Origin of the sequence: Streptomyces sp. NPDC005775, from assembly GCF_042871565.1 — a bacterium.
Classification (GTDB): Bacteria; Actinomycetota; Actinomycetes; order Streptomycetales; family Streptomycetaceae; genus Streptomyces.
The window spans coordinates 1-24,017 of the sequence record NZ_JBIAIU010000011.1; the positions used below are offsets into that span (position 1 = coordinate 1).

Genomic DNA, 24,017 nt, shown 5'->3' on the forward strand with positions numbered 1-24,017 from the left:
GGGGGGGGGGGGGGTGGGGGGGGGGGGGGGGGGGCCCGGGGGGGGGGGCCGCCCCGCCCGGGGGGGGGGGGGGGGGGGGGGTGTCCCCCCCCGGGGGGGGCCCCCCGGGGGGGGGGGGGGGGGGGGGGGGGCGCCGCTGGTGAGGCTGGTTACAACTGCCGTGCTCAGAGGCCGAGCTCGACCTCGAACTCACCGGCCTCCAGGATCGCCTTGACCGAGGTCAGGTAACGGGCGGCGTCCGCGCCGTCCACCAGACGGTGGTCGTAGGAGAGCGAGAGGTACGTCATGTCGCGGACACCGATGACGGTGCCCTCCTCGGTCTCGATGACCGCCGGACGCTTGACGGTGGCGCCGATGCCCAGGATGGCTGCCTGGTTCGGCGGCACGATGACGGTGTCGAACAGCGCACCGCGCGAGCCGGTGTTGCTGATGGTGAAGGTGGCACCGGACATGTCGTCCGGCGTCAGGCCGCCACCGCGGGCCTTGCCGGCCAGCTCGGCGGTCTTCTTCGCGATACCGGCGATGTTGAGGTCGCCCGCGCCCTTGATGACCGGGGTCATCAGGCCCTTCTCGGCGTCCACGGCGATGCCGATGTTCTCCGAGTCGAAGTACGTGATCGTGCCTTCGTCCTCGTTGATCCGGGCGTTGACGACCGGGTGGGCCTTCAGCGCCTGGGCGGCGGCCTTGACGTAGAACGGCATCGGCGAGAGCTTGACGCCCTCACGGGCCGCGAACGCGTCCTTCGCCTTGTTGCGCAGCTTCATCAGCTTCGTGACGTCGACCTCGACGACCGTGGTCAGCTGGGCCTGCGAGTGCAGCGCCTTCATCATGTTGTCGCCGATGACCTTGCGCATGCGGGTCATCTTGACCGTCTGACCGCGCAGCGGGGAGGCCTCGAGCTTCGGCGCGGCCTTGGCTGCCGGGGCAGCGGCGGCCGGAGCCGGAGCGGCAGCGGCGGCCTTGGCGGCCTCCGCTGCGGCGGCGACGTCCTGCTTGCGGATACGGCCACCGACGCCGGTGCCCTTGACCGCGCCCAGGTCGACGCCGTTCTCGGCGGCGAGCTTGCGGACCAGCGGCGTGACGTACGCGCCGTCGTCACCGGAGGTCGCGGCCGGGGCCGGCGCGGCAGCCTTGGGCGCCGGAGCGGCCGGTGCCGGAGCGGCGGGAGCCGCCGGAGCCGGAGCCGCAGGAGCCGGAGCAGCCGGTGCGGGAGCGGCCGGAGCCGGAGCCGCCGGAGCCGAAGCAGCCGGTGCGGGAGCGGCCGGAGCCGGGGCCGCAGCGGGAGCCGGGGCAGCGGCCGGAGCCGGGGCCGCAGCGGGCTCCGGGGCGGCGGCCGGAGCCGGAGCGGCGGCAGCCGGAGCCGCGGCCGGGGCGGCACCGGGAGCACCGATGACGGCCAGCTTGGCGCCGACCTCGGCGGTCTCGTCCTCGGCGACGACGATCTCCAGCAGCACGCCGGAGACCGGGGCCGGGATCTCGGTGTCGACCTTGTCCGTGGAGACCTCGAGGAGGGGCTCGTCCTCCGTGACCTCCTCGCCGACCTCCTTCAGCCAGCGGGTGACGGTGCCCTCGGTGACGCTCTCGCCGAGCGCCGGAAGGGTGACGTCGGTGCCGGAGGCACCACCGGCGGGGGCGGCGGCCCGAGCCTCGGCCGCAGGGGCCGGAGCCGGGGCGGCGGGAGCCTCTGCGGCGGGGGCCTCGGCGGCGGGGGCCTCGGCGGCGGGGGCCTCGGCGGCGGCCGGAGCCGCCTCGGGCTCGGCGGCGGGAGCCTCGGCGGCCGCGGGGGCGCCGCTGCCGTCGTCGATGACGGCCAGCTCGGCGCCGACCTCGACGGTCTCGTCCTCGGCGACCTTGATGGAGGCCAGGATGCCGGAGGCGGGGGCCGGGATCTCGGTGTCGACCTTGTCGGTCGACACCTCGAGCAGCGGCTCGTCGGCCTCGACGCGCTCGCCCTCGGCCTTCAGCCAGCGGGTGACAGTGCCCTCGGTGACGCTCTCGCCGAGCGCCGGAAGGGTTACGGAAACCGACATGGTTTCAGTTGCTCCTAACGAAAATGCGGAAGTGGTCGGTCGTCGCGCCCGGTCGACTGATCAGTCGTGGGAGTGCAGCGGCTTGCCGGCGAGGGCCAGGTGCGCCTCGCCCATCGCCTCGTTCTGCGTCGGGTGGGCGTGGATGAGCTGCGCGACCTCGGCCGGCAGCGCCTCCCAGTTGTAGATCAGCTGGGCTTCGCCGACCTGCTCGCCCATACGGTCACCCACCATGTGGACGCCGACCACGGCACCGTCCTTGACCTGGACGAGCTTGATCTCGCCCGCGGTCTTCAGGATCTTGCTCTTGCCGTTGCCCGCGAGGTTGTACTTCAGCGCGACGACCTTGTCCGCGCCGTAGAGCTCCTTGGCCTTGGCCTCGGTGATGCCGACGGAGGCGACCTCGGGGTGGCAGTACGTCACCTTCGGCACACCGTCGTAGTCGATCGGGACGGTCTTCATGCCGGCCAGACGCTCCGCCACGAGGATGCCCTCGGCGAAGCCGACGTGCGCCAGCTGAAGGGTCGGGACGAGGTCGCCCACGGCCGAGATCGTCGGGACGTTCGTCTGCATGTACTCGTCGACGAGGACGTAGCCGCGGTCCATCGCGACACCGGCCTCCTCGTAACCGAGGCCCTGCGAGACCGGGCCGCGGCCGATCGCGACGAGGAGCAGCTCCGCCTCGAAGGTCTTGCCGTCGGCGAGGGTGACCCGGACGCCGTCCTGGGTGTACTCGACACCCTGGAAGAACGTACCGAGGTTGAACTTGATGCCGCGCTTGCGGAAAGCGCGCTCAAGAAGCTTCGAGCTGTTCTCGTCCTCGACCGGGACCAGGTGCTTCAGGCCCTCGACGATGGTGACGTCGGTGCCGAAGGACTTCCACGCCGAGGCGAACTCGACGCCGATGACGCCACCGCCCAGCACGATCGCCGACTTCGGCACGCGGTCCAGCTTCAGCGCGTGGTCCGAGGAGATGACGCGGTTGCCGTCGATCTCCAGACCCGGGAGCGACTTCGGCACGGAGCCGGTCGCCAGGAGCACGTGGCGGCCCTGGACGCGCTGGCCGTTCACATCCACCGAGGTGGCGGAGGACAGACGTCCCTCACCCTCGATGTAGTGCACCTTGCGGGAGGCGATGAGACCCTGCAGGCCCTTGTACAGGCCCGAGATCACGTCGTCCTTGTACTTGTGGACGGCCGCCATGTCGATGCCCTCGAAGGTGGCCTTGACACCGAACTGGTCGGCCTCGCGCGCCTGGTCCGCGATCTCACCGGCGTGCAGCAGGGCCTTCGTGGGGATGCAGCCGTTGTGCAGGCAGGTGCCGCCGACCTTGCCCTTCTCGATCAGGGCGACGTCCAGGCCCAGCTGCGCTCCGCGCAGGGCCGCGGCATAACCGCCGCTACCACCGCCGAGGATCACTAGGTCGAAAACGGTGCTGGCGTCGTTCGCCACGTCACGTCCTCCATGCATGTGCGCCGTACGCCGGGCCCCGTCATCGGGGTGTGACCGGCCGGTCGGCTGGTGTTCGGCCGCTTTTGTCTTTCGGCCCTGTGGTGGGGGCCCTGTCCTGCCGAGAACCCATCTTCGCACTTGTTGACGGTGGGCGGGACGCGGGGCCCGTGTCTGAGACGGATGATCGTCCGTCCCAGGGTGTTACCGCCGCGTAGGGACGTAGCGATTTCGTCGAGAGCGAAACCTGCCCGGCCCCGGCCGCGGTGCCGTGGGTGCAACACGTACGGCCCCGGACGTATGCCCGGGGCCGTACGACGGACGCTGCCTCAGCCGAGGTCTCCGGCCGCGGTGCGCTCCGCCAGCTTCAGCAGGGTGCGGACCGCCGATCCGGTGCCGCCCTTCGGCGTGTAGCCGTACGGGGCGCTCTCGTGGAAGGCCGGGCCCGCGATGTCCAGGTGCGCCCAGGCGATGCCCTCGCCCACGAACTCCTGCAGGAACAGACCGGCCACCAGGCCGCCGCCCATCCGCTCGCCCATGTTGGCGATGTCGGCGGTCGGGGAGTCCATGCCCTTGCGCAGGTCCGCCGGGAGCGGCATCGGCCAGGAGGCCTCGCCGACCTCTTCGGCGATCTCGTGGATCGAGGTACGGAAGGCGTCGTCGTTCGCCATGATGCCGAAGGTGCGGTTGCCCAGGGCCAGCACCATCGCACCGGTCAGGGTCGCCACGTCGACGATCGCGTCCGGGTTCTCCTCGGAGGCGCGGGTCAGCGCGTCGGCGAGGACGAGCCGGCCCTCGGCGTCCGTGTTGAGGACCTCGACGGTCTTGCCGCTGTACATGCGCAGCACGTCACCGGGGCGGGTGGCGTTGCCCGACGGCATGTTCTCCGCGAGCGCCAGCCAGCCGGTGACGTTGACCCGCAGGCCCAGACGGGCGGCCGCGACGACGGTCGCGAACACGGCGGCGGCGCCGGCCATGTCGCACTTCATCGTCTCGTTGTGGCCGGCCGGCTTCAGCGAGATGCCGCCCGAGTCGTAGGTGATGCCCTTGCCCACGAGGGCCAGGGTCTTCTCCGCCTTGGGGTGCGTGTAGGCGAGCTTCACCAGGCGCGGGCCGCGGGCCGCGCCCTGGCCGACGCCGAGCAGACCGCCGAAGCCGCCCTTGACGAGCGCCTTCTCGTCGAGGACCTGCACCTTGATGCCGTGCTCCTTGCCCGCGGCGGTGGCCACGGCGGCGAAGGACTCGGGGTACAGGTCGTTCGGCGGGGTGTTGACCAGGTCGCGGGCGCGGTTGATCTCCTCGGCCAGCGCGACGGCGCGCTCGGCGGCGGCCTTGAACGCCTTGTCGCGCGGCTTGGCGCCGAGGATGGCGACCTCACCGAGCGGCAGCTTCGGGCCGGCCGCCTTGGCGCCCTTGGGCGCGACCTTGTCGTCGCCGCCCTGGTAGGCGGTGAAGGCGTACGCGCCGAGCAGGGCGCCCTCCGCGATGGCCTCGGCGTCCTCGACGGAGTCGACGGGCAGCGCGAAGCCGGCCTTCTTCGAGCCGGCGAGCGAGCGGGCGGCCGTGCCGGCGGCGCGGCGCAGCGCCTCGGCGTCGTACGCGCCGTCCTCCGGGACCGGGCCGAGTCCGGCCGCGATGACGACCGCGACCTTCAGGCCGTCGGGTGCGGGGAGCTTGGTCAGTTCGCCCTCGGCACCACAGGCGCCCAGGGTCGCCAGGACGGTGGCGAGCTTCCCGTCGAACGCCTTGTCCACGGCCTCGGCGCCCGGCGCGAGGACCAGGTCCCCGGACTTGGAGCCGGCGGCCTTGGCGACGCCGACGACGAGCGCGTCGGCGCGCAGCGTCGCGGCACCGGCAGTGCTGAGAGTGAGAGCAGTCACGGTGGTGAAATCTCGCTTCCGTTGAGTTCTTTTTCGGTCTGCGCTGGTCGAGGGGGTGGCCGACCGTGCCCGGCGCATCGTAGACGCCGCCGCGATGTGCCGGGAATGAGCCTACGCGCGCCTTTGCTGCCCCAGTACGGCGGCGGGCCGTCAGTGCGCCGCGACGGCCGTACGGTTGTCGTACCGGAACGATCATTCCGGCGGAACGGACCCCGACCGCACAGGCGTTGGCGGACGTCCTGTGAGCAGGGGAGAACGATGGACGACCGGATGGCCGCCCGGGTGACCGGCAGGCCGGCGGCCCTGCCCGTCACCGTACTGATTCTGTTGGTGTTGCTGGCCGGCTGCACGGCGGCGCCCCGGTCCGCCCCGTCACCGTCTCCGTCCGGACGGCCCGCCGCGGCGCGCTGGCAGCCGGAGCCGGGCACCGACTGGCAGTGGCAGCTCTCCGGGCGGCTGGACACGACGGTGGACGCCCCGGTGTACGACATCGACGGCTTCGACCACGACGCGGACCGGGTGACGGAGCTGCACCGCAAGGGGCGCAAGGTCATCTGCTACCTGTCCACCGGCGCCTGGGAGGAGTTCCGCCCGGACGCGGCGCGGTTCCCCACCGCGGTCCTCGGCAAGGGCAACGGCTGGAAGGGCGAGCGCTGGCTCGACATCCGGCGCACCGACGTCCTGGAGCCGCTGATGGAGAGCCGGATCTCCATGTGCGCGAAGAAGGGCTTCGACGCGGTGGAGCCCGACAACATGGACGGCTACCGCAACCCGAGCGGCTTCCCGCTGACCGCCGCCCACCAGCTGACCTACAACCGGCTGATCGCCCGCATCGCCCACCGCCACCACCTCGCCGTCGGCCTGAAGAACGACCTGCCGCAGATCCCCGAGCTGGTGGGGGACTTCGACTTCGCGGTCAACGAACAGTGCGCCCAGTACGAGGAGTGTGAGGAGCTCTCCCCGTTCGTCGAGGCGGGCAAGGCGGTCTTCCACGTGGAGTACGAGCTGCCGGTGGGGCGGTTCTGCGCACAGTCCCGGCGCCTCGGGCTGAGTTCGCTGCTCAAGAAGTACGAGCTCGGCGTCTGGCGGGAGCGGTGCCCGGCGGCGGGTGCCTGACGCGGCGCCGTACGGCGGCTCAGCCGAGGGCCAGCCCCATCAGGGTCACCGTCGCGGCCGTCTCCGCCAGCGCGCCGAACACATCACCGGTCACCCCGCCGAACCGCCGCACACAGTGCCGCAGCAGCAGCTGGGCCGCCGCAAGGGCAGCCAGGGCGGCGAGCGCGTAGCGCAGGGCCCCGTACCCGCCCAGCAGCGCGCCGGCGCCCGCGCAGGCCGCCACGGTCAGGGCTGCGACGGCCACCGCGCCGGCGCCCGGGACCGTACCCGCGACCGCGGCGCCGAGCCCCTCCGGGCGGGCCGCCGGAACGCCGCGCCGGGAGGCCAGCGTGAGCGCGAGCCGGGCGACGACACCGGACGCGACGGCGGCCACCGCCCCCTGCGCCCAGCCCTGCGCGTACAACTGCTGGAGGACCGCCACCTGGGCGAGCAGGACGAACAGCAGGGTGATCACACCGAACGGCCCAATGTCCGACTGCTTCATGATCCGCAGCGCGTCGTCGGCCGGCTTGCCGCTGCCCAGGCCGTCGGCGGTGTCCGCGAGACCGTCCAGGTGCAGCCCCCGGGTGAGGGCCGCGGGGACCGCGGCGGAGGCGACCGCCGCGAGCAGCGGACCCGACCCGAACAGCAGCAACAGGCCGCCGGGCACCGCCGCGAGCACCCCCACGACGAGGCCGGCCGACGGGGCGCACAGCATCCCGGCGCGGGCGGTCTCGCGGTCCCAGCGGGTGACGCGGACGGGGAGCACGGTGAGGGTGCCGAAGGCGAAACGCAGGCCGTGGCTGTTCAGGGAGGTCACGGCGCGCAGGCTAATCGGTGGGCGCGGCCGATAGATTGTCCGGAACGTCACATAGCGGAGTAGAAGCGACTTATCGGGAGTGGGTGGGATGGGTCACTGGTTCGACCGCAACATCGTCGAGCCGGGGAAACTGCCCCTGCTCCTGGCGCTGGCCGCCTTCGTGCTGACGTTCGCCGTCACCCGGGTCATCACCCGGATGATCCGGGCCGGCAAGGGGCCGTTCGGCAACATCACACCGGGCGGGGTCCATGTCCACCATGTGGTGCCGGGTGTGGTGCTGAGCGTGGTCGGCGGGTTCGGCGCGGTGGCCAGCGGCAAGAACGGGTTCGCGGCCGGGGCCTTCGCGGTCGTCTTCGGGATGGGCGCGGGCCTGGTGCTGGACGAGTTCGCGCTGATCCTGCACATGGACGACGTGTACTGGACCGAGCAGGGCCGCCAGAGCGTGGAGGTCGTGGTCCTCACCGCCGCGCTCGTCCTGCTGGTGCTCGGAGGGTTCTCGCCGCTCGGCGTGGACGACCTGAGCGACGATCAGCAACAGGGCCGTCTCGGCGTCGTCCTCACCCTCGTCGTCAACTTCTGCTTCGTACTGATCGCACTGTTCAAGGGCAAGGCGCGGATGGCGGTGGTCGGCACGCTGGTCCCGTTCGTGGCCCTGGTCGGGGCGGTCCGGCTGGCCAGGCCGACCTCGATGTGGGCCAAGCGGTTCTACCGCAACCGGCACCGGGCCCGCTCCCGCTCGGTCCTGCGCGCGTACCACCACGACGTCCGCTGGGCCGGACCGCGCCGTAAGTTTCAGGACCTGATCGGCGGTGCGCCCGACCGCGTTCCGCCCCCTTCGCCCAAACCCTGACGGCGCCACCCGCGCAGCCCCGGAACCGCGCACAGCACCAGCGCCGCCACGATGGCCGCCAGGTGCTCCTTGCCCGCCAGGTTGTCCTTCACCACGATCTCCACCACCATCGCCGCGATCACCAGCCCCGCGGTGAACCGGGCCCGGTAGGCCCAGCAGACGCAGACCGCCAGGGCGACCACGGCCGCCGAGGGGCCGGTGTCGACGATCCGGGCGTCGGAGCCCGGCAGGCCCAGGAACCCGTCGGGCCCGATGGCGACGCCGATCCGCGCGTACAGCGTTCCGGCCACCGTCGCCCCGTACGCGATCAGCAGCGTCCGCCACCGGCCCAGGCAGATCTCCGCGACCCCGAACACCAGCAGCACCTGTGCCAGCGCGCCCCACACCGGCAGGTCGAGCGCGGGGACGAACAGGGACAGCGGGGTACGCAGCAGAGCCGCCCACACCGGATCCTCGGCCCGCACCGCCCCGAGCGCCTGCACCGGCCCGTAGCCCCAGGAGCTGTTCTGCACCACCTGGAGCAGCGCCGTCAGACAGACCGCGCCCAGCGTCAGGGGGACGGCCCGCAGCCGCTCGGTGGCGAGTGCCGTGCGTACGGCCGTCCACAGCGGGCCCCACTCCCGGCGGGCCGCCCGGCCGAGCGGGTGCGACCGGGTCATCCACGCGGTCCGAGCTTCGAGCGGTGCAGCCACTTGGGCAGTCCGGGCGCCTCGAGGAACCCTTCGGCTCGGCCCGCCGCGATGCCGATGCGCGGCAGGTCCGCGCTCTTCTCGAAGAGCAGGTAGCGCGGTTCCCAGATCGGCCGGTACTTGGCGTTGGCGCGGTACAGCGACTCGATCTGCCACCACCGCGAGAAGAAGCTGAGCAGCGAACGCCACAGCCTGAGCACCGGTCCGGCGCCGAGCCGCGATCCGCGCTCGAAGACGGAACGGAACATCGCGAAGTTCAGCGACACCTGGGTGACGCCGATCTTGCCGGCCCGTTGCAGGAGTTCGATGACCATGAACTCCATCAGACCGTTCTCGGAGTCCCGGTCACGGCGCATCAGGTCCAGCGAGAGGCCGTGCGGGCCCCAGGGGACGAAGCTCAGAACGGCGCGCAGCTCACCGGCCCCGCCGTCCCCGGCGGGGGAGACGTCACGGCATTCGAGCATCACGCACTGCCCGTCGGCCGGGTCGCCGAGCCGGCCCAGCGCCATCGAGAAGCCGCGTTCGGTCGCGCCGTCGCGCCAGTCGTCGGCCCTCCGCACCAGTTCGGCCATCTCCCCCTCGGGGATGTCCGCGTGCCGGCGCACCGTCACCTCGTAACCGGCCCGCTTCACCCGGTTGTACGCCTGGCGGACGGTCCGCATCGCCCGCCCCTCCAGGGTGAAATCGGCGGTCTCCACGATCGCCTCGTCGCCCAGCTCCAGGGCGTCGAGGCCGTGCCGGGCGTAGACCGTGCCGCCCTCCTCGCTCACCCCCATCGCCGCCGGAATCCAGCCGTGCGCGCGTGCCTCGGCCAGCCAGGGACCGATCGCCCCGGGCCATGCCTCGGGGTCGCCGATCGGGTCGCCGGAGGCCAGCGAGACCCCGCCGACCACCCGGTAGGCGACGGCGGCCTTCCCGGTGGGTGACCAGACGACGCTCTTCTCGCGGCGCAGCGCGAAGTAGCCGAGGGAGTCCCGTTCGCCGTGCTTGTCGAGCAGGGCGCGCAGCGCCGCCTCGTCCCCGGGAGTGATCGGGTCGACCGCGCGGCGGGACCGGAAGGCCGCGTACACGACGGCGATGAGCAGCAGCGTGGACAGGATGTTGATGGCGACGTTCACCCAGCCCGGCGTCGTGATGCCGGGGAAGCGGGAGTCGTCGGCGGCGACGGAGACCAGGCGCAGCGCGCCGTAGCGCCAGCGGTCCAGGAACGTCGAACGGGAGCCGTCGTGCGCCGTGTTGGTGAGCGTGACCAGAGCGGCGGCGATCAGCGAGGTGGCCAGCAGCCCGCCGACGGCCACCAGCGCGGCCAGCTTCGGGTTGGACCGGTCACCCTTCGCGTAGAACTCCCGCCGGCCCAGCGCGAGTGCCAGGACGAAGGCGGCGGTCAGCGCCAGCGAGATCCAGTTCTGCGGGTAGCGGCGGATCTCGGGGAAGCCGATCACCGCCGCGAAGAGCAGCAGTGTGAGGCCGCTCAGCACCGTGTTGACGATCCATGCCGCCCGTTTGCGCCGCCGCATCGTGACCGCGAGGAACAGCGCGACGACCCCTGAGGAGAAGCCCGCGGTGAGCAGATAGGGCGTGAAGTAGTTCTCGGTGTTGTGACGTCGCAGGTCCTGGCCGAACGTGACCCAGACGGCGCTGAGGAAATTGATGAACGACACGACGCGCAGGTACCAGATGGCGAAGGCCGCGCCGCGTCGCGACCGGTCGGTGCTCTGCGCCCGTCCGGGGTTCTGCGGCCGGACCGCGGACTGCCCGGATTCCTCGCTGGCCAATCGGACCTCTCCCATGAAAAGCGATCATATGGGGCATCGCGCTTCAGGAAAGGGGCCGCGCTGCGGCCGGTGCCGGACGGCCGCAGCCCGATGGGTCAGGTGCCGCTCGTCACTCCCCGGCCGGGGCGGTCCCCTCGTCGGCGGACATCTCCCCGTCGTCCTGTCCGTCCTCCTCCGCGTCCTCCTCGTCGGCTTCCGGCGCGCGCTCGGGCAGCTCCGCCGCCAGGGCCGCCGCGGCCTGGACGAACGGAAGCGCGAGCAGCGCCCCGCTCCCCTCACCGACGATGACGCCGTGGTCCAGCAGCGGGTTGAGCGCCATCCGGTCCAGCGCCTTCGCCTGCGCCGGTTCCCCGCTCACCTGGCCCGCGAGCCACCAGTCCGGCGCCCGGAACGCGGCCCGCTGGCCCACCAGCGCACACGCCGCCGAGACCACGCCGTCCAGGATCACCGGCAGCCGGCGCACCGCGCACTGCAGCAGGAAGCCGGTCATCGCGGCCAGGTCCGCGCCGCCCACCGTCGCCAGCAGCTCCAGCTGGTCGCCCAGCACCGGCCGGGCCCGGCGCAGCGCGTCCCGGATCGCCGCGCACTTGCGCATCCAGGCCAGGTCGTCGATCCCCGCGCCGCCGCGCCCGGTGACCACCGACGCGTCGGTGCCGCACAGCGCCGCGATCAGCGTCGCGGCGGCCGTCGTACCGCCGACGCTCAGATCACCGAGCACCACCAGATCGGTACCCGAGTCGGCCTCCTCGTCGGCGATCGCCATGCCGAGGCGCACCGCCCGCTCGGCCTCCTCGACCGTCATGGCGTCCTCGACGTCGATCCGGCCGCTGCCGCGCCGCACCCGGGTCCGCACGATCGCTTCCGGCAGCAGGTCCGGCTCGCAGTCCAGACCGGCGTCGACGATCCGCACCGGCACGGAGAAGCGGCGGGCCAGCACGGCGAGCGGCGTCGCACCGTCCAGCGTGGCGCGCACCAGCTCGTGCGCGCTGCCGGCGGCACGGCCGGAGACGTCCAGCTCCGCCACCCCGTGGTCGCCGGCGAACAGCACCACGCGGGCCTGCTCGATCGGCCTGACCGGCACGGCCTGCTGGGCGGCCGAGAGCCATTCGCCCAGCTCGTCGAGGCGGCCCAGGGCGCCCGGCGGCACGATGAACCGCTCCCTGCGTTCCTCGGCATCTCGCCGTACACCCCCGTCGGGGCGTTCGATCAGGTCGGAGAAGTCGTCCAGATTCACGGGGGTCTGCCTCGCGGGTCGATACGTGGTGTGGGCCGGGGAGCCGGGCCCCCCGTCGAACAGTACCTGCCGCGATTTCCGGCCCCCCTCAGTGCGCCGTCCGGTCCCCGAACCGCAGTTGGGTGATCGCGGGCGTGAGGGTGCGCAGCCCGGGGAGCAGGTTCTGGAGCCGGATCAGCTCACCCATCGCGCCCCGCCCACGCGGCAGGTGCAGCGCCCGCACCTCCGTGATCCCCGGATGGGCGCTGCGCAGCTTCCCGCGCTCACCCGGGTCCATCGCCCAGCGCATCGGCGGGATCGTCATGTCACCGACCTTCGAGGTGCCCGCCACCGTGCCCTTCGCGAGCCACCGCGCCGTCGAGTCCAGGACGAGGACCGCGCCCGGCAGCCGTTCGGCGCAGGCCGCCAGGATCGCGCGCACCTCGGCGGGCCGCAGATACATGAGCAGCCCCTGTGCCGTGATGACGACGCCCCGGCCCTCCGGGTCCTCGATCTCGTCCAGCCACGACAGATCGGTCGCCGATCCGGACAGTGTCCGCAGCCGTTCCGAGGGCGGCAGCAGGGTGCGGCGCAGCGCGGCGACCTCCGGCAGCTCGACGCTCAGCCAGTTCAGCCGGCCGTTGTCGACCCGCCAGAAGCCGGTCTCCAGACCGTCGCCGAGCGCGACGACGGTGGCCTCCGGGCGGTCGGCGAGGTAATCCTGCACGGCCAGGTCGAAGCAGCGCGAGCGCAGCGCCTGCGCCTGCGAGTGGAACGGGTCGGGCAGCCCGAACCGTTCCTCGAACGGGTAGTCCAGGTCCGTCAGCAGCCGCAGTGCCGTCGGGTCGTCCAGCACCGGATAGGGCCGGCCCGCCTCGTACGCCCGGTTGTACAACGTCCACAACAGGGTCTCCGGCACCCCGTCCAGCATCGGCCGCACACGCGCCATGTCACTCCTCCTCGTCCTCTCCGCTCCCCGGCGGCCGTCCCGTCATCCGCGCAGCGTCAGCGCCTGCCCGGCCACCACCAGCAGCACCTGTTCGCACTCGTCGGCGACCGCGGCGTTCAGCCGCCCGAGCTCGTCCCTGAAGCGCCGCCCCGAGGCGGTCGCGGGCACGACGCCGGAACCGGTCTCGTTGGTCACCGCGACGACGGTGCGCCGCGTCCCGCGCACGGCGGCGACGAGTGCGGCGGTCCGCTTGTGCAGTGCGCTCTCACCACCGCCTGCCCAGGCCGCGTCGTTCCAGGCGTCCACCCGGTCCATCGCGTCCGTCAGCCAGAGCGACAGGCAGTCGATCAGCAGCGGCGGCCCGTCCGACGCCAGCAGATCCTCCAGCTCGCACGTCTCCTCGGTGCGCCAGGCCGCCGGTCTGCGCTCCCGGTGCAGCCCGATCCGGGCCGCCCACTCCGTGTCGCCCTCCCGGCCGCCGCCGGTCGCGACGTACACGACCTCGGGATACGTCTCCAGCCGGCGCTCGGCCTCGACCGACTTCCCGGACCGGGCGCCGCCGGTCACCAGGGTGCGCCGCGGCAGCTCCGGTGCCGCGTACGAGCCGAGCGTCAAGGTGGTGCCGTCCGGCACTGCCCGGGCTCCGGCCGCGGCGAGCCGGCGGTCGAGTTCGGGGCCGGGCGGGGCGTCATGGTCCAGATGGACGGCGATCAGCTCGGTGGCGGGCCCGATCGCCTCGACGGCCCGCAGCCGGGCCACCGCGTCGGGCCGCCCCACGACATCGCCCACGACCATGTCGTACGGCTCCGCCATCCGGTCGGTGAGGCCCGCCGGTGCGGCCCCGGGCGGCAGGTAGAGCAGCCGCTCGCCGTCCGGCGACGTGACCTCGTACCCGGTGCCGGGCGCGTCCATCGACACGGCCCGCACCCGGTGTCCGCTGATCAGTGTCAGTACCCGCCCGTCCGGCACCCGGCCCGCCGGGGGCAGCCCGGCGGGCAGTTCGACGGCGGGCCCGTCGTGCGGATGGGTGAGCAGCACCTGCCGTACGCCGGTGAGCGAGTGCCCCGCGCGGGCAGCGGCGAACACCGCTCCGGGGGTGAGATCGAGCAGGAGCGCGTCGTCGACCAGCAGGGCGGTCGCGGCCCGCGCCCGCACCCCGCGGGCGGTGGCGCAGGCGGCGCAGGGGCAGTCGGGCCGCGGCAGCCCGTCGGGGGCTCCGGTGCCGAGCAGAGTCAGTTCCACGCTCCGATCCTCCCGCGTCCCCGCACCGGATGCGCGACGTGGGGGTGGCCGGGGGCGCACGGGCCTCTTCCGTCACTGGTCGTAAGCACTAGGCTGCGGGACGGAACAAAGTGACCCAGGAGGCGGACATGGCGTGGACGTGGCGGTTCGAGAAGTCCGACGGTACGGAGACGGAGCCGGCCCTGCAGCCGGAGGAATTCACGACGCAGGGCGACGCGGAGTCCTGGATCGGTGAGTTCTGGAAGGAACTGCTCGACGGCGGGGCGGACCAGGTGACGCTCTTCGACGACACGACGAAGATCTACGGCCCGATGAGCCTCCGTGCCGAGCAGGCCGAGCAGGCCGAGCAGAGCGAAGCGGCCGCCGAGGAGGCCTGAGTCGCGACGACCGCCGAGGAGGCCTGAGTCGCGACGACCGCCGGGCGGGCCCGCGAGGGCCCGCCCGGCGGTCGTTCCGGACCACGCGTTCTAGATCTCGCCGAGTGTGACCTCGGCCGTCTTCTTCGCATCGCTGCGCAGATACGTCACGGTGACCTTCTCGCCCGGCTTGTCCGAGGCCAGCGCCTCCGACAGGGACGTGATCGTGGTGACGGGCGCGTCGCCGACCTTCGTGATGATGTCGCCGGCCCGCAGTCCCGCCTTCTGCGCCGCGCCGTCCTTCGCCACGCTGACGATCGCGACTCCCGCCGGCTTGTAGCTGTCGTTCACGACGGTACGGCCGGTGATGTTCAGGGCCGCCCGGCCGGAGTCGGTGACCTTGCCGCTCTTGATGATCTGGTCGGCGACGGTCTTCACCATCGAGACGGGGATCGCGAAGCCGATGCCCGGTGCCGCGCTGTCACCCATCTGGGGGTCCGTGGCCGCCAGCGTCGGGATGCCGATGACCTCGCTGTTCAGGTTCACCAGCGCACCCCCGCTGTTGCCCGGGTTGATCGCGGCCGAGGTCTGCACCATGTTCGCGATGGTCGCGCCCGTCCCGCCGCCCGCGCGGCTCTCGCTCACGGTGCGGCCGAGCGCGGAGACGATGCCCTGGGTGACGCTGCTGGACAGCCCGAGCGGCGAGCCCATCGCCAGCACGATCTGACCGACCTCGACCTTCTCCGAGTCGCCGAACTTCGCGGGCTTCAGCCCGTCCGGGACGTCGTCCAGCTTGATGACGGCCAGGTCCTGCTCGGGATAGGCGGCGACCAGCGCGGCGCTCATCACCTTCTCGCCGTTGGCCACCGTGACCTTGAAGGTCTTCTCCTCGCCGACGACGTGGGCGTTCGTGACGATGTGGCCCTTGGCGTCGTAGACGATGCCCGAACCCAGACTGTTGGACGCGTCGATCTGCACCACCGACGGAAGCACGTTGTTGATGACGGTCTGGTACTCGCTCTGCAGATCGCCGGTGGCCTTCGAGGCCGAGCCCTGCTGGGCCGATCCGGACTTCGTCGCGGCGGCGTTCGAGGCGTGGGAACCAGAGTCGGAGCAACCGCTCACCAGCGCGATCGCGCAGACACCTGCGGACAGGGGCAGCAGCAGCCGGCGCACACGGCTGCGGGGGTCAAAGGCATCCATGTCCGGATTATTGCTTTTAGCCCGGTCGGCGGCCTGTTGGCTTCACCCGTCGGGGGGAAAAGCGCACCTGCCCGGCGGGGGACGGCGGACACCGGCCCGTCATCACGTCGGGCCGGCGTTACCCGCGCACCCCGCACAGGTGCAGCAGCGCGGCCACCCCGCGGTACGGATCCGTCCGCCCCGCCCGGTCCTCAGCCGCCAGTACCCGCTCGAGCTCCGCCGCCGGCGGCAGCTCCACGTCGTTGCCCACGTTGTCCGTGAAGACCCGCACCCCGTACCAGGCGTGCAGCGGTGCGGCGATCCCCGCGAGTGTGGAGGTGAGGGCGTCGAGCCGGTCCGCGCGGACGGAGAGCCCGAGGCGGTTGGTGTACCGGTCCGTGTCGAACGCGGCCAGCGTCGCGTCCCAGTCCCCGGCGATCCCGGGCCGCATCGCCAGCGCGTCGGCGTTCCGTACGAGGAGCGACAGCAGCCCGCCCGGAGCCAGCATCCTGGCCAGACCGGCCACCATGGCGTCCGGCTCCTGGACATACATCAGCACGCCGTGGCAGAGCACCACGTCGAAGCTGCCGGGCAGGAAGTGGACCCCGGTGTCCTGTCCGTTGCCCTCGATGAACCGGACCCGCTCACGGATGCCCGCCGGCTCGCCCCCCAGCGCCTCGCGGGCGACCCGCAGCATCTCGGGCGCGGATTCGAGACCGGTGACGGTGTGGCCGGCCCGGGCCAGGCGCAGGGCCTGCGTGCCCTGGCCCATGCCGACGTCGAGGATCCGCAGCCGCTGCCCGACCGGGAAGCGGGCCGCTATCTGTTCGTCCAGCTGCCGGGCGACCAACTCCTGGCGCACGGTGTTGCGCAGTCCGCCGAGCCCCTTCAGCCATGCCGACGCGGCCCCCGAGAAACCGGAGACAGCACCCGCCGGCCGGCCTGCGGACACACCGCCGACCGAACCGGAGAGATCCGTACTCAGGGCCGCTCTCCGCGCTTGACCTGCGGCTTCGGCAGCCTGAGCCGACGCATCTGGAGCGTACGCATCAGCCCGTAGGCCACCGCGCCGCGCTTCGGCGTATCGGGGAACCGCTCGTTCAGCTGCTTGCGCAGACGGAACGTGAGCCCGATCGAGTCGACCACGATCAGCACGATCACGCCGAGCCAGAGCAGCAGCGAGATGTTCTGAATGCCCTGCACCTGGATCACACTGAGGACCAGGATGACCACGGCGAGCGGCAGGAAGTACTCCGCGATGCAGAAGCGCGAGTCCACGAAGTCGCGGACGAAGCGGCGCACCGGCCCCTTGTCGCGGGCCGGCAGATAGCGCTCGTCACCACTGGCGAGCGCCTCACGCTGCTTGGCCATGTCGACGCGGCGCGCTTCGCGCTGGCGCTTCATGGCCTCCTTGCGGTCGGTCGGCGCACCACTGGAGGCACGGCGGCGCTGCGACTGGGCGTCGCTGCGCTTGGGGGTGGGGCGACCCTTGGGAGCCTGCGGGTCGCGGGACGTCTTGGAGAGGTCCGCCGTCACCTTGTCGGTGGGGGCCTTCTCTTCCTTGGAGCGGCTACGGAACACAAGGCCCAAGGGTACGGGGTCGATCGCCACGACCCCAGGCCGGCCGGGAACGATCCGGCAACGGCCTGCGTCCTCGCTGGTGTACGAGCGGGACGATACGGGCGCCGTCACGGGTTTCCCGATCGTCACCCACCGGTTTCCCCGACCGTCACCTACTCCCTGGGCCGGAGCGGTCACCGGTCGCAGTCGTCCTTGGGGAGGACCCCATCGTCGCTCGAACAGTGCGGTAATAGAGGCAGGGCCCGTACTGTGGGTTCTGTTGGAGTGCTGGAGACCGGTTGCGTCAGAAGCTGCGTCAGAAGCTGAGTCAGAAGGGGGCGCGCGAAGCCCATGAGCGGTGTCATGAAGCGTATGGGGATGATCTTCCGCGCGAAGGCAAACAAGGCCCTTGACCGGGCCGAGGATCCGCGCGAGACCCTCGATTACTCGTACCAGAAGCAGCTGGAGCTGCTTCAGAAGGTGCGCCGCGGTGTCGCCGATGTGGCGACGTCGCGCAAGCGCCTGGAGCTGCAGCTGAACCAGCTGCAGGGCCAGTCGTCCAAGCTGGAGGACCAGGGCCGCAAGGCGCTCGCGCTCGGTCGCGAGGACCTGGCCCGCGAGGCGCTGTCCCGCCGCGCGGCCCTCCAGCAGCAGGTCACCGACCTGGAGACGCAGCACACCACGCTGCAGGGCGAGGAGGAGAAACTCACCCTGGCGGCCCAGCGGCTGCAGGCCAAGGTCGACGCCTTCCGTACGAAGAAGGAGACCATCAAGGCCACCTACACGGCCGCGCAGGCGCAGACCCGGATCGGCGAGGCCTTCTCGGGCATCTCCGAGGAGATGGGCGACGTCGGCCTGGCCATTCAGCGCGCCGAGGACAAGACCCAGCAGCTGCAGGCGCGTGCCGGTGCGATCGACGAGCTGCTCGCCTCCGGCGCCCTGGACGACCCGACCGGCACGGCGAAGGACGACATCGCCGCCGAGCTGGACCGGATCTCCGGTGGTACGGATGTAGAGCTGGAGCTGCAGCGCATGAAGGCCGAACTGGCCGGCGGCTCCACCTCGCAGCAGGCCATCGAGGGCGGCCCGCAGGATGCCGCCCAGCAGCAGGACCGTTCCCAGTCCCCGCACAAGTTCGACAAGAATTAAGGCAGCGTCATGATCGTACGGATCATGGGGGAGGGCCAGGCATCCCTGGCCGACAGCCATCTCGCCGAGCTCGACAAGCTCGACGACGACCTGCTCGCCGAAATGGAGCGCGGTGACGGACCCGGCTTCCGCACCACGCTCCACGCGCTCCTGGCGAGGGTGCGCGAACTCGGCACGCCCTTGCCGGACGACTCCCTGGAGCCGTCCGAGCTGATCCTGCCGTCGCCCGACGCGACCCTCGAAGAGGTCCGCGCCATGCTCAGCGACGACGGACTGATTCCCGGCTGACCGGCTGACAACCGACAGCTCCAGCACTCGCGCCCCCGTGCCCCGTGGACCGGTCCTGCCGGCCCCCGGGGCACGGTCGCGTGCGTACGGGGCACCGCGCGGTGTCGGCCCCCGGCACCGGTTCCGCGGTCACCCGCACTGATCACCTTGCGACACGCCGTAACGTAGCTTGACGTGACCACCCTCGGAACCGGGGTTCTGCGCATCCGCGACTGGCTGCGCGACCACCCCCTCGCGCTGGACGGTGCGCTCGCCCTGGCCGTGTACGTGGCGATGGTCGTCGGGTCGTTCGCCGGCCCGGGCGTACACCACGGACCCACCTTCGGCACCCGCGCGCCCGCGGTCGGCAGCGTGTTCCTGATGGCGCTGAGCGCCCTCGCCCTGATCTGGCGCCGCCACCGGCCGATGGCCGTGCTCGCCGCCACCGGTGTGCTGGCCGTCGTCGAACTGCTGACGGCCGATCCGCCGGCCCCCGTGGTGATGAGCGCCGTCATCGCGCTCTACACCGTCGCCGCCCGGACCGACCGGCCGACGACCTGGCGGGTCGGGCTGCTCACCATGGCCGTACTTACCGCGGCCGCGATGTTCTTCGGGGCGGCCCCCTGGTACAGCCAGGAGAACCTCGGGATCTTCGCCTGGACCGGGATGGCGGGCGCGGCGGGGGACGCGGTCCGCTCACGGCGCGCGTTCATCGGTGCGATCAGGGAGCGCGCCGAACGGGCGGAGCGGACCCGTGAGGAGGAGGCCCGGCGCCGGGTGGCCGAGGAGCGGCTGCGCATCGCCCGTGACCTGCACGACGTCGTCGCCCATCACATCGCCCTGGTCAACGTGCAGGCCGGGGTCGCGGCCCACGTCATGGACCGGCGGCCCGACCAGGCCAAGGAGGCGCTCGCCCACGTCCGGGAGGCGAGCCGCTCCGCGCTCAACGAGTTGCGGGCCACCGTGGGGCTGCTGCGCCAGTCCGGCGACCCCACCGCGCCGACCGAGCCCGCCCCCGGCCTCGCGGTCCTGGACGAGCTCGTGGAGACCGTGCGGCGGGCCGGGCTGCCCGTCGAGGTGGCCTGCGCGGCGAAGGAGGGCCCGCCGCTGCCCGCGGCCGTCGACCTGGCCGCGTACCGGGTGATCCAGGAGGCGCTGACCAATGTGCGCAAGCACGCGGGCCCCGGGGCGAAGGCCGAGATCAGCGTCGTACGGGTCGGGGCGACGGCCGAGGTCATGGTGCTGGACAACGGACGGGGGACGGCGGGCGGCACCGGCGATGTCGTCGGCGGCGGCCACGGCCTCCTGGGCATGAGGGAGCGGGTCACCGCCCTGGGCGGCACCCTCACCGCCGGCCCCCGATACGGCGGCGGTTTCCGCGTCCATGCGATCCTGCCCCTCAAAACCCGTGCGCAGGAGCCGGATCAGCCGGGCGCGGCGGGCCGGACGGGGGAGAACGCATGACACCGGCCATCAAGGTGCTGCTCGTCGACGACCAGGCACTGCTGCGCAGCGCGTTCCGGGTGCTGGTCGACTCGGAACCCGACATGCAGGTGGTCGGCGAGGCCGCGGACGGGGCGCAGGCCGTGGAGCTGGCCCGCTCGACCCGCGCCGACGTGGTGCTGATGGACATCCGGATGCCCGGCACGGACGGGCTCACCGCGACCAGGATGATCAGCGCCGATCCGGAACTCGCGGACGTCCGCGTGGTCATGCTCACCACCTTCGAGGTGGACGAGTACGTGGTGCAGTCACTGCGGGCCGGCGCCTCGGGCTTCCTCGGAAAGGGAGCGGAACCGGAGGAGCTCCTCAACGCCATCCGGATCGCGGCAGGCGGCGAGGCGCTGCTGTCGCCGGCCGCCACCAAGGGCCTGATCGCCACGTTCCTCGCGCAGGGCGGCACTTCGGCCGACGGCGGGCCGGGCGCCGCCGAGTACTCCGCGCGTCTGGAGGCCCTCACCACCCGGGAGCGCGAGGTGCTGGTGCTGGTCGCGGGCGGGCTGTCCAACGACGAGATCGCCGAGCGCCTGGTGGTCAGCCCGCTCACCGTCAAGACGCATGTGAACAGGGCGATGGCGAAGCTGGGGGCCCGGGACCGGGCCCAATTGGTGGTAATCGCGTACGAATCGGGCCTGGTGCGCCCACGGGTGGAGTGAGGGTGCAGTCGCGGCGTACTCCAGCTGCGGTATGCGCGGCGTAAGAAAGCGACCTTGGGGCCGACGCTTCCGGCTCGGTCCGTGGGCGATCGTATAGGTGGGCCGGGTCTGTCCCCGAGTTACCCGCCCACCTGCCGCGTAAGCCACAGAAGAGAGACCCCACCCATGTCCTGGCTGTCCAGATTCAGCCTCGCGCAAAGGGCCCTGATCGGGCTGATCTCGATCGTCGCGCTCGTGTTCGGAGCGATCGCGATCCCGCAGCTCAAGCAGCAACTGCTGCCCACCATCGAACTCCCGATGGTGTCGGTGCTCGCCCCCTACCAGGGCGCGTCCCCCGATGTGGTCGAGAAGCAGGTCGTCGAACCGCTCGAGAATTCGATCAAGGCCGTTGACGGCGTCACCGGCATGACCTCGACCGCCAGCGAGGGCAACGCCGTCATCATGGCGACGTTCGACTTCGGCGACGAGGGCACCAAGCAGCTCGTCGCGGACATCCAGCAGGCGGTGAACCGCGCCCGCGCCCAACTGCCCGAGGACGTGGACCCGCAGGTCATCGCCGGCTCGACCGACGACATCCCGACCGTCGTCCTCGCCGTCACCTCCGACAAGGACCAGCAAGCGCTGGCCGACCAGCTGGACCGCACCGTCGTTCCCGCCCTGGAGGACATCGAGGGCGTCGGCCAGGTCACCGTCGACGGTGTGCAGGACCTCCAGGTCTCCCTCACCCCCGACGACAGGAAGCTCGCGGCGGCCGGCCTGAACGCGGGCTCGCTCGCCCAGGCGCTCCAGGCCGGCGGCGCGACCGTCCCGGCGGGTTCCTTCTCCGAGGCGGGCAAGAGCCGCACCGTGCAGGTCGGCGGGGCGTTCACCTCCCTGAAGCAGATCGAGGACCTGCGGGTCACCGGGCAGAACCCGGAGACGGGCAAGCCCGGCAAGCCGGTGCGGGTCGGTGACATCGCGACGGTGAAGCAGGAGCCCTCCACCGCGGTCTCCATCACCCGTACGAACGGCAAGCCGAGCCTCGCCGTCATGGCGACGATGGACAAGGACGGCAGCGCCGTCGCCATCTCGGACGCCGTCAAGGACAAGCTCCCCGACCTGCGCAAGGACCTCGGTGCCGGCGCCGAGCTGACCGTCGTGTCCGACCAGGGCCCCGCCGTCTCCAAGGCGATCTCGGGCCTCACCACCGAGGGCGCGCTCGGCCTGCTCTTCGCGGTCATCGTGATTCTGGTCTTCCTGGCCTCACTGCGCTCGACCCTGGTCACCGCGGTCTCCATCCCGCTCTCCGTGGTCCTCGCTCTGATCGTGCTCTGGACCCGTGACCTGTCGCTCAACATGCTGACCCTGGGCGCGTTGACCATCGCGATCGGCCGGGTCGTCGACGACTCGATCGTCGTCCTGGAGAACATCAAGCGCCACCTCGGCTACGGCGAGGAGCGCCAGTCCGCGATCATCACCGCGGTGAAGGAAGTGGCCGGCGCGGTCACGGCCTCGACGCTCACCACGGTCGCCGTCTTCCTGCCGATCGGTCTCGTCGGTGGCATGGTCGGCCAGCTCTTCGGCTCGTTCTCGCTGACGGTCACGGCGGCCCTGCTGGCGTCCCTGATCGTCTCGCTGACCGTCGTGCCCGTCCTCTCGTACTGGTTCCTGCGCGCCCCCAAGGGCAGCGCCGAGGACCCGGACAAGGCCCGCCGCGAGGCGGAGGAGAAGGAAACCCGCAGCAGGCTCCAGCGGATCTACGTCCCGGTGCTGCGCTTCGCCACCCGTCGCCGCATCACCAGCATCGTCATCGCCGTCGCCGTGCTGTTCGGCACCTTCGGCATGGTCCCGCTGTTGAAGACGAACTTCTTCGACCAGGGCGAGCAGGAAGTCCTGTCCCTCAAGCAGGAGCTCACCCCGGGCACCAGCCTGGCGGCCGCCGACGAGGCGGCCAAGAAGGTCGAGAAGGTCCTCGCCGACGACAAGGGCGTCAAGGACTACCAGGTCACCGTCGGCTCGTCCGGCTTCATGGCCGCCTTCGGCGGCGGCACGGGAGCCAACCAGGCCTCCTACCAGGTCACCCTGAAGGACTCCGGGGACTACGAGGCCGCCCAGGACCGCATCGACGAGGCCCTGGGCAAGCTCGACGGCATCGGTGACACCACCATCGCCGCGGGCGGCGGTTTCGGAAGCCAGGACCTGAACGTCGTGGTCAAGGCAGCCGACGCGGACACGCTGAAGAAGGCATCCGAACAGGTGCGCGCCGAGGTCGCGAAGGTCAAGGACGTCACCGACGTCCAGAGCGACCTCGCGCAGAGCATCCCCCGGATCTCGGTCACCGCCAACGCCAAGGCAGCCGACGCGGGCTTCACCCAGGCCACGCTGGGCGCGGCCGTCGCCGGTGCGGTGCGGGGCACCCCGTCCGGCAAGGCGATCATGGACGACACCGAGCGCGACGTCGTCATCAAGTCCGCCCACCCGGCCACCACGATGGAGGAGCTCAAGAACCTCCCGCTCGGTCCGGTCAAGCTCGGCTCCATCGCCGATGTGAAGCTGGTCCCCGGACCGGTCTCCATGACCCGGATCGACGGTCAGCGCGCCGCGACCATCACCGCCAAGCCCATCGGTGACAACACCGGCGCGGTCGGCACCGACCTCCAGGCCAAGCTCAAGGCGCTGGACCTCCCGGACGGCGCCACCGCCACCATCGGCGGCGTCACCGAGGACCAGGACGACGCCTTCGTGAAGCTCGGCCTGGCCATGCTGGCGGCCATCGCGATCGTCTTCATGCTGCTGGTCGCGACCTTCCGCTCGCTCATCCAGCCGCTGATCCTGCTGGTCTCCATCCCGTTCGCGGCCACCGGCGCGATCGGCCTGCTCCTCATCACGGGCACCCCGATGGGCGTCGCGGCGATGATCGGCATGCTGATGCTCATCGGCATCGTGGTGACGAACGCGATCGTGCTGATCGACCTGATCAACCAGTACCGCGCCCAGGGCATGGGCGTCGTCGAGGCAGTCGTCGAGGGCGGCCGCCACCGTCTGCGCCCGATCCTGATGACGGCGCTGGCGACGATCTTCGCCCTTCTCCCGATGGCGCTCGGCGTCACCGGCGAGGGCGGATTCATCTCGCAGCCGCTGGCCGTCGTGGTCATCGGCGGTCTGATCAGCTCGACGCTGCTGACCCTGCTTCTCGTGCCGACGCTGTATTCGATGGTGGAGCTCTTCAAGGAGCGCCGCGCGAAGAAGAAGGCCGCGAAGCGAGCCGCCAAGGCCGGCGTTCCGGCCCCGGGGGCCTCGGAGGAGACCACCTCCGAGACGGAACCGGAGCCCGCGAAGGCCTGACCGTTCACACAGGAAGGCCCCGGCACCTCGCATC

Annotated in this window: 20 protein-coding genes; 8 read left to right on the plus strand and 12 right to left on the minus strand. The window is 71.8% G+C overall.

The genetic code is table 11. From position 1 onward, the window contains the following. Positions 1-164 precede the first annotated feature (164 nt). From sucB to ACFYPA_RS24365, 3 genes are all read right to left on the minus strand, one after another. Positions 165-2,030 carry a 2-oxoglutarate dehydrogenase, E2 component, dihydrolipoamide succinyltransferase gene (gene sucB, locus ACFYPA_RS24355; protein WP_389134162.1) on the minus strand — a complete coding sequence of 622 codons (1,866 nt, stop codon included), beginning with the start codon at positions 2,028-2,030 and terminating at the stop codon, positions 165-167. A gap of 60 nt (positions 2,031-2,090) precedes the next feature. Next, a complete protein-coding gene (lpdA, locus tag ACFYPA_RS24360; protein WP_359085045.1) occupies positions 2,091-3,479 on the minus strand; it encodes a dihydrolipoyl dehydrogenase in 1,389 nt (462 codons plus the stop codon). A gap of 326 nt (positions 3,480-3,805) precedes the next feature. After that, positions 3,806-5,356: a leucyl aminopeptidase gene (locus ACFYPA_RS24365; protein WP_359085046.1), complete on the minus strand. Its 1,551-nt coding sequence runs from the start codon at positions 5,354-5,356 to the stop codon at positions 3,806-3,808. A gap of 258 nt (positions 5,357-5,614) precedes the next feature. Here ACFYPA_RS24365 and ACFYPA_RS24370 point away from each other — a divergent pair, with 258 nt between their 5' ends. After that, the gene (locus tag ACFYPA_RS24370; protein ID WP_389134165.1) at positions 5,615-6,472 is read left to right on the plus strand and encodes an endo alpha-1,4 polygalactosaminidase; all 858 of its coding nucleotides are present in this window, start codon (positions 5,615-5,617) and stop codon (positions 6,470-6,472) included. A gap of 19 nt (positions 6,473-6,491) precedes the next feature. On the opposite strand, the gene ACFYPA_RS24375 is transcribed toward ACFYPA_RS24370, so the two are convergent. After that, positions 6,492-7,271 (minus strand): adenosylcobinamide-GDP ribazoletransferase, encoded by a 780-nt coding sequence (locus ACFYPA_RS24375; protein ID WP_389134168.1) that lies wholly within the window; start codon positions 7,269-7,271, stop codon positions 6,492-6,494. 88 nt (positions 7,272-7,359) lie between these two features. On the opposite strand from ACFYPA_RS24375, the gene ACFYPA_RS24380 reads away from it, so the two are divergent. Then, positions 7,360-8,121 carry a hypothetical protein gene (locus tag ACFYPA_RS24380; RefSeq protein WP_359085049.1) on the plus strand — a complete coding sequence of 254 codons (762 nt, stop codon included), beginning with the start codon at positions 7,360-7,362 and terminating at the stop codon, positions 8,119-8,121. Here ACFYPA_RS24380 and ACFYPA_RS24385 read toward each other — a convergent pair. The 5 genes from ACFYPA_RS24385 to ACFYPA_RS24405 form a co-directional block, all read right to left on the minus strand. Further along, positions 8,064-8,780 carry a hypothetical protein gene (locus tag ACFYPA_RS24385; protein ID WP_389134171.1) on the minus strand — a complete coding sequence of 239 codons (717 nt, stop codon included), beginning with the start codon at positions 8,778-8,780 and terminating at the stop codon, positions 8,064-8,066. The genes ACFYPA_RS24380 and ACFYPA_RS24385 overlap by 58 nt on opposite strands. Further along, a complete protein-coding gene (locus ACFYPA_RS24390; protein ID WP_389134174.1) occupies positions 8,777-10,600 on the minus strand; it encodes a phosphatidylglycerol lysyltransferase domain-containing protein in 1,824 nt (607 codons plus the stop codon). Before ACFYPA_RS24390 ends, ACFYPA_RS24385 begins: the two co-directional genes overlap by 4 nt. 94 nt (positions 10,601-10,694) lie before the next feature. Continuing rightward, positions 10,695-11,819 (minus strand): nicotinate-nucleotide--dimethylbenzimidazole phosphoribosyltransferase, encoded by a 1,125-nt coding sequence (cobT, locus tag ACFYPA_RS24395; protein ID WP_389134176.1) that lies wholly within the window; start codon positions 11,817-11,819, stop codon positions 10,695-10,697. Between the two features lie 88 nt (positions 11,820-11,907). Continuing rightward, a complete protein-coding gene (locus ACFYPA_RS24400; RefSeq protein WP_359314533.1) occupies positions 11,908-12,747 on the minus strand; it encodes a class I SAM-dependent methyltransferase in 840 nt (279 codons plus the stop codon). A 42-nt stretch (positions 12,748-12,789) separates the two neighbouring features. Next, a complete protein-coding gene (locus ACFYPA_RS24405) occupies positions 12,790-13,989 on the minus strand; it encodes a bifunctional adenosylcobinamide kinase/adenosylcobinamide-phosphate guanylyltransferase (protein ID WP_359314536.1) in 1,200 nt (399 codons plus the stop codon). 128 nt (positions 13,990-14,117) lie between these two features. Between ACFYPA_RS24405 and ACFYPA_RS24410 the strand changes: the two genes are divergently transcribed. Beyond that, entirely contained in the window at positions 14,118-14,366 is a 249-nt protein-coding gene (locus ACFYPA_RS24410) for a hypothetical protein (RefSeq protein ID WP_359314539.1), read from the plus strand. Between the two features lie 90 nt (positions 14,367-14,456). Here ACFYPA_RS24410 and ACFYPA_RS24415 read toward each other — a convergent pair whose 3' ends face one another. The 3 genes from ACFYPA_RS24415 to ACFYPA_RS24425 form a co-directional block, all read right to left on the minus strand. Then, positions 14,457-15,548: a trypsin-like peptidase domain-containing protein gene (locus ACFYPA_RS24415; protein ID WP_359314542.1), complete on the minus strand. Its 1,092-nt coding sequence runs from the start codon at positions 15,546-15,548 to the stop codon at positions 14,457-14,459. 118 nt (positions 15,549-15,666) lie between these two features. Beyond that, a complete protein-coding gene (locus ACFYPA_RS24420; protein WP_359085137.1) occupies positions 15,667-16,419 on the minus strand; it encodes a methyltransferase domain-containing protein in 753 nt (250 codons plus the stop codon). An 89-nt stretch (positions 16,420-16,508) separates the two neighbouring features. Beyond that, a complete protein-coding gene (locus ACFYPA_RS24425; RefSeq protein ID WP_359085057.1) occupies positions 16,509-17,108 on the minus strand; it encodes a DUF3043 domain-containing protein in 600 nt (199 codons plus the stop codon). A gap of 342 nt (positions 17,109-17,450) precedes the next feature. On the opposite strand from ACFYPA_RS24425, the gene ACFYPA_RS24430 reads away from it, so the two are divergent. The 5 genes from ACFYPA_RS24430 to ACFYPA_RS24450 all read left to right on the plus strand — a co-directional run bounded on the left by ACFYPA_RS24430 (position 17,451) and on the right by ACFYPA_RS24450 (position 23,983). After that, on the plus strand, positions 17,451-18,236 hold the full coding sequence (locus ACFYPA_RS24430; protein WP_359085058.1) for a PspA/IM30 family protein: 786 nt from the start codon (positions 17,451-17,453) through the stop codon (positions 18,234-18,236). A gap of 9 nt (positions 18,237-18,245) precedes the next feature. Next, entirely contained in the window at positions 18,246-18,524 is a 279-nt protein-coding gene (locus ACFYPA_RS24435) for a hypothetical protein (RefSeq protein ID WP_359085059.1), read from the plus strand. Positions 18,525-18,698: 174 nt separating this feature from the next. Next, positions 18,699-19,967, plus strand: a complete 1,269-nt coding sequence (locus ACFYPA_RS24440; RefSeq protein ID WP_359085060.1) for a histidine kinase — start codon at positions 18,699-18,701, stop codon at positions 19,965-19,967. Next, complete coding sequence (locus tag ACFYPA_RS24445) at positions 19,964-20,659, plus strand: response regulator transcription factor (protein ID WP_359085061.1); 696 nt, start codon at positions 19,964-19,966, stop codon at positions 20,657-20,659. Before ACFYPA_RS24440 ends, ACFYPA_RS24445 begins: the two co-directional genes overlap by 4 nt. Before the next feature lie 165 nt (positions 20,660-20,824). Then, complete coding sequence (locus tag ACFYPA_RS24450; RefSeq protein WP_389134181.1) at positions 20,825-23,983, plus strand: efflux RND transporter permease subunit; 3,159 nt, start codon at positions 20,825-20,827, stop codon at positions 23,981-23,983. Positions 23,984-24,017: the final 34 nt, after the last annotated feature.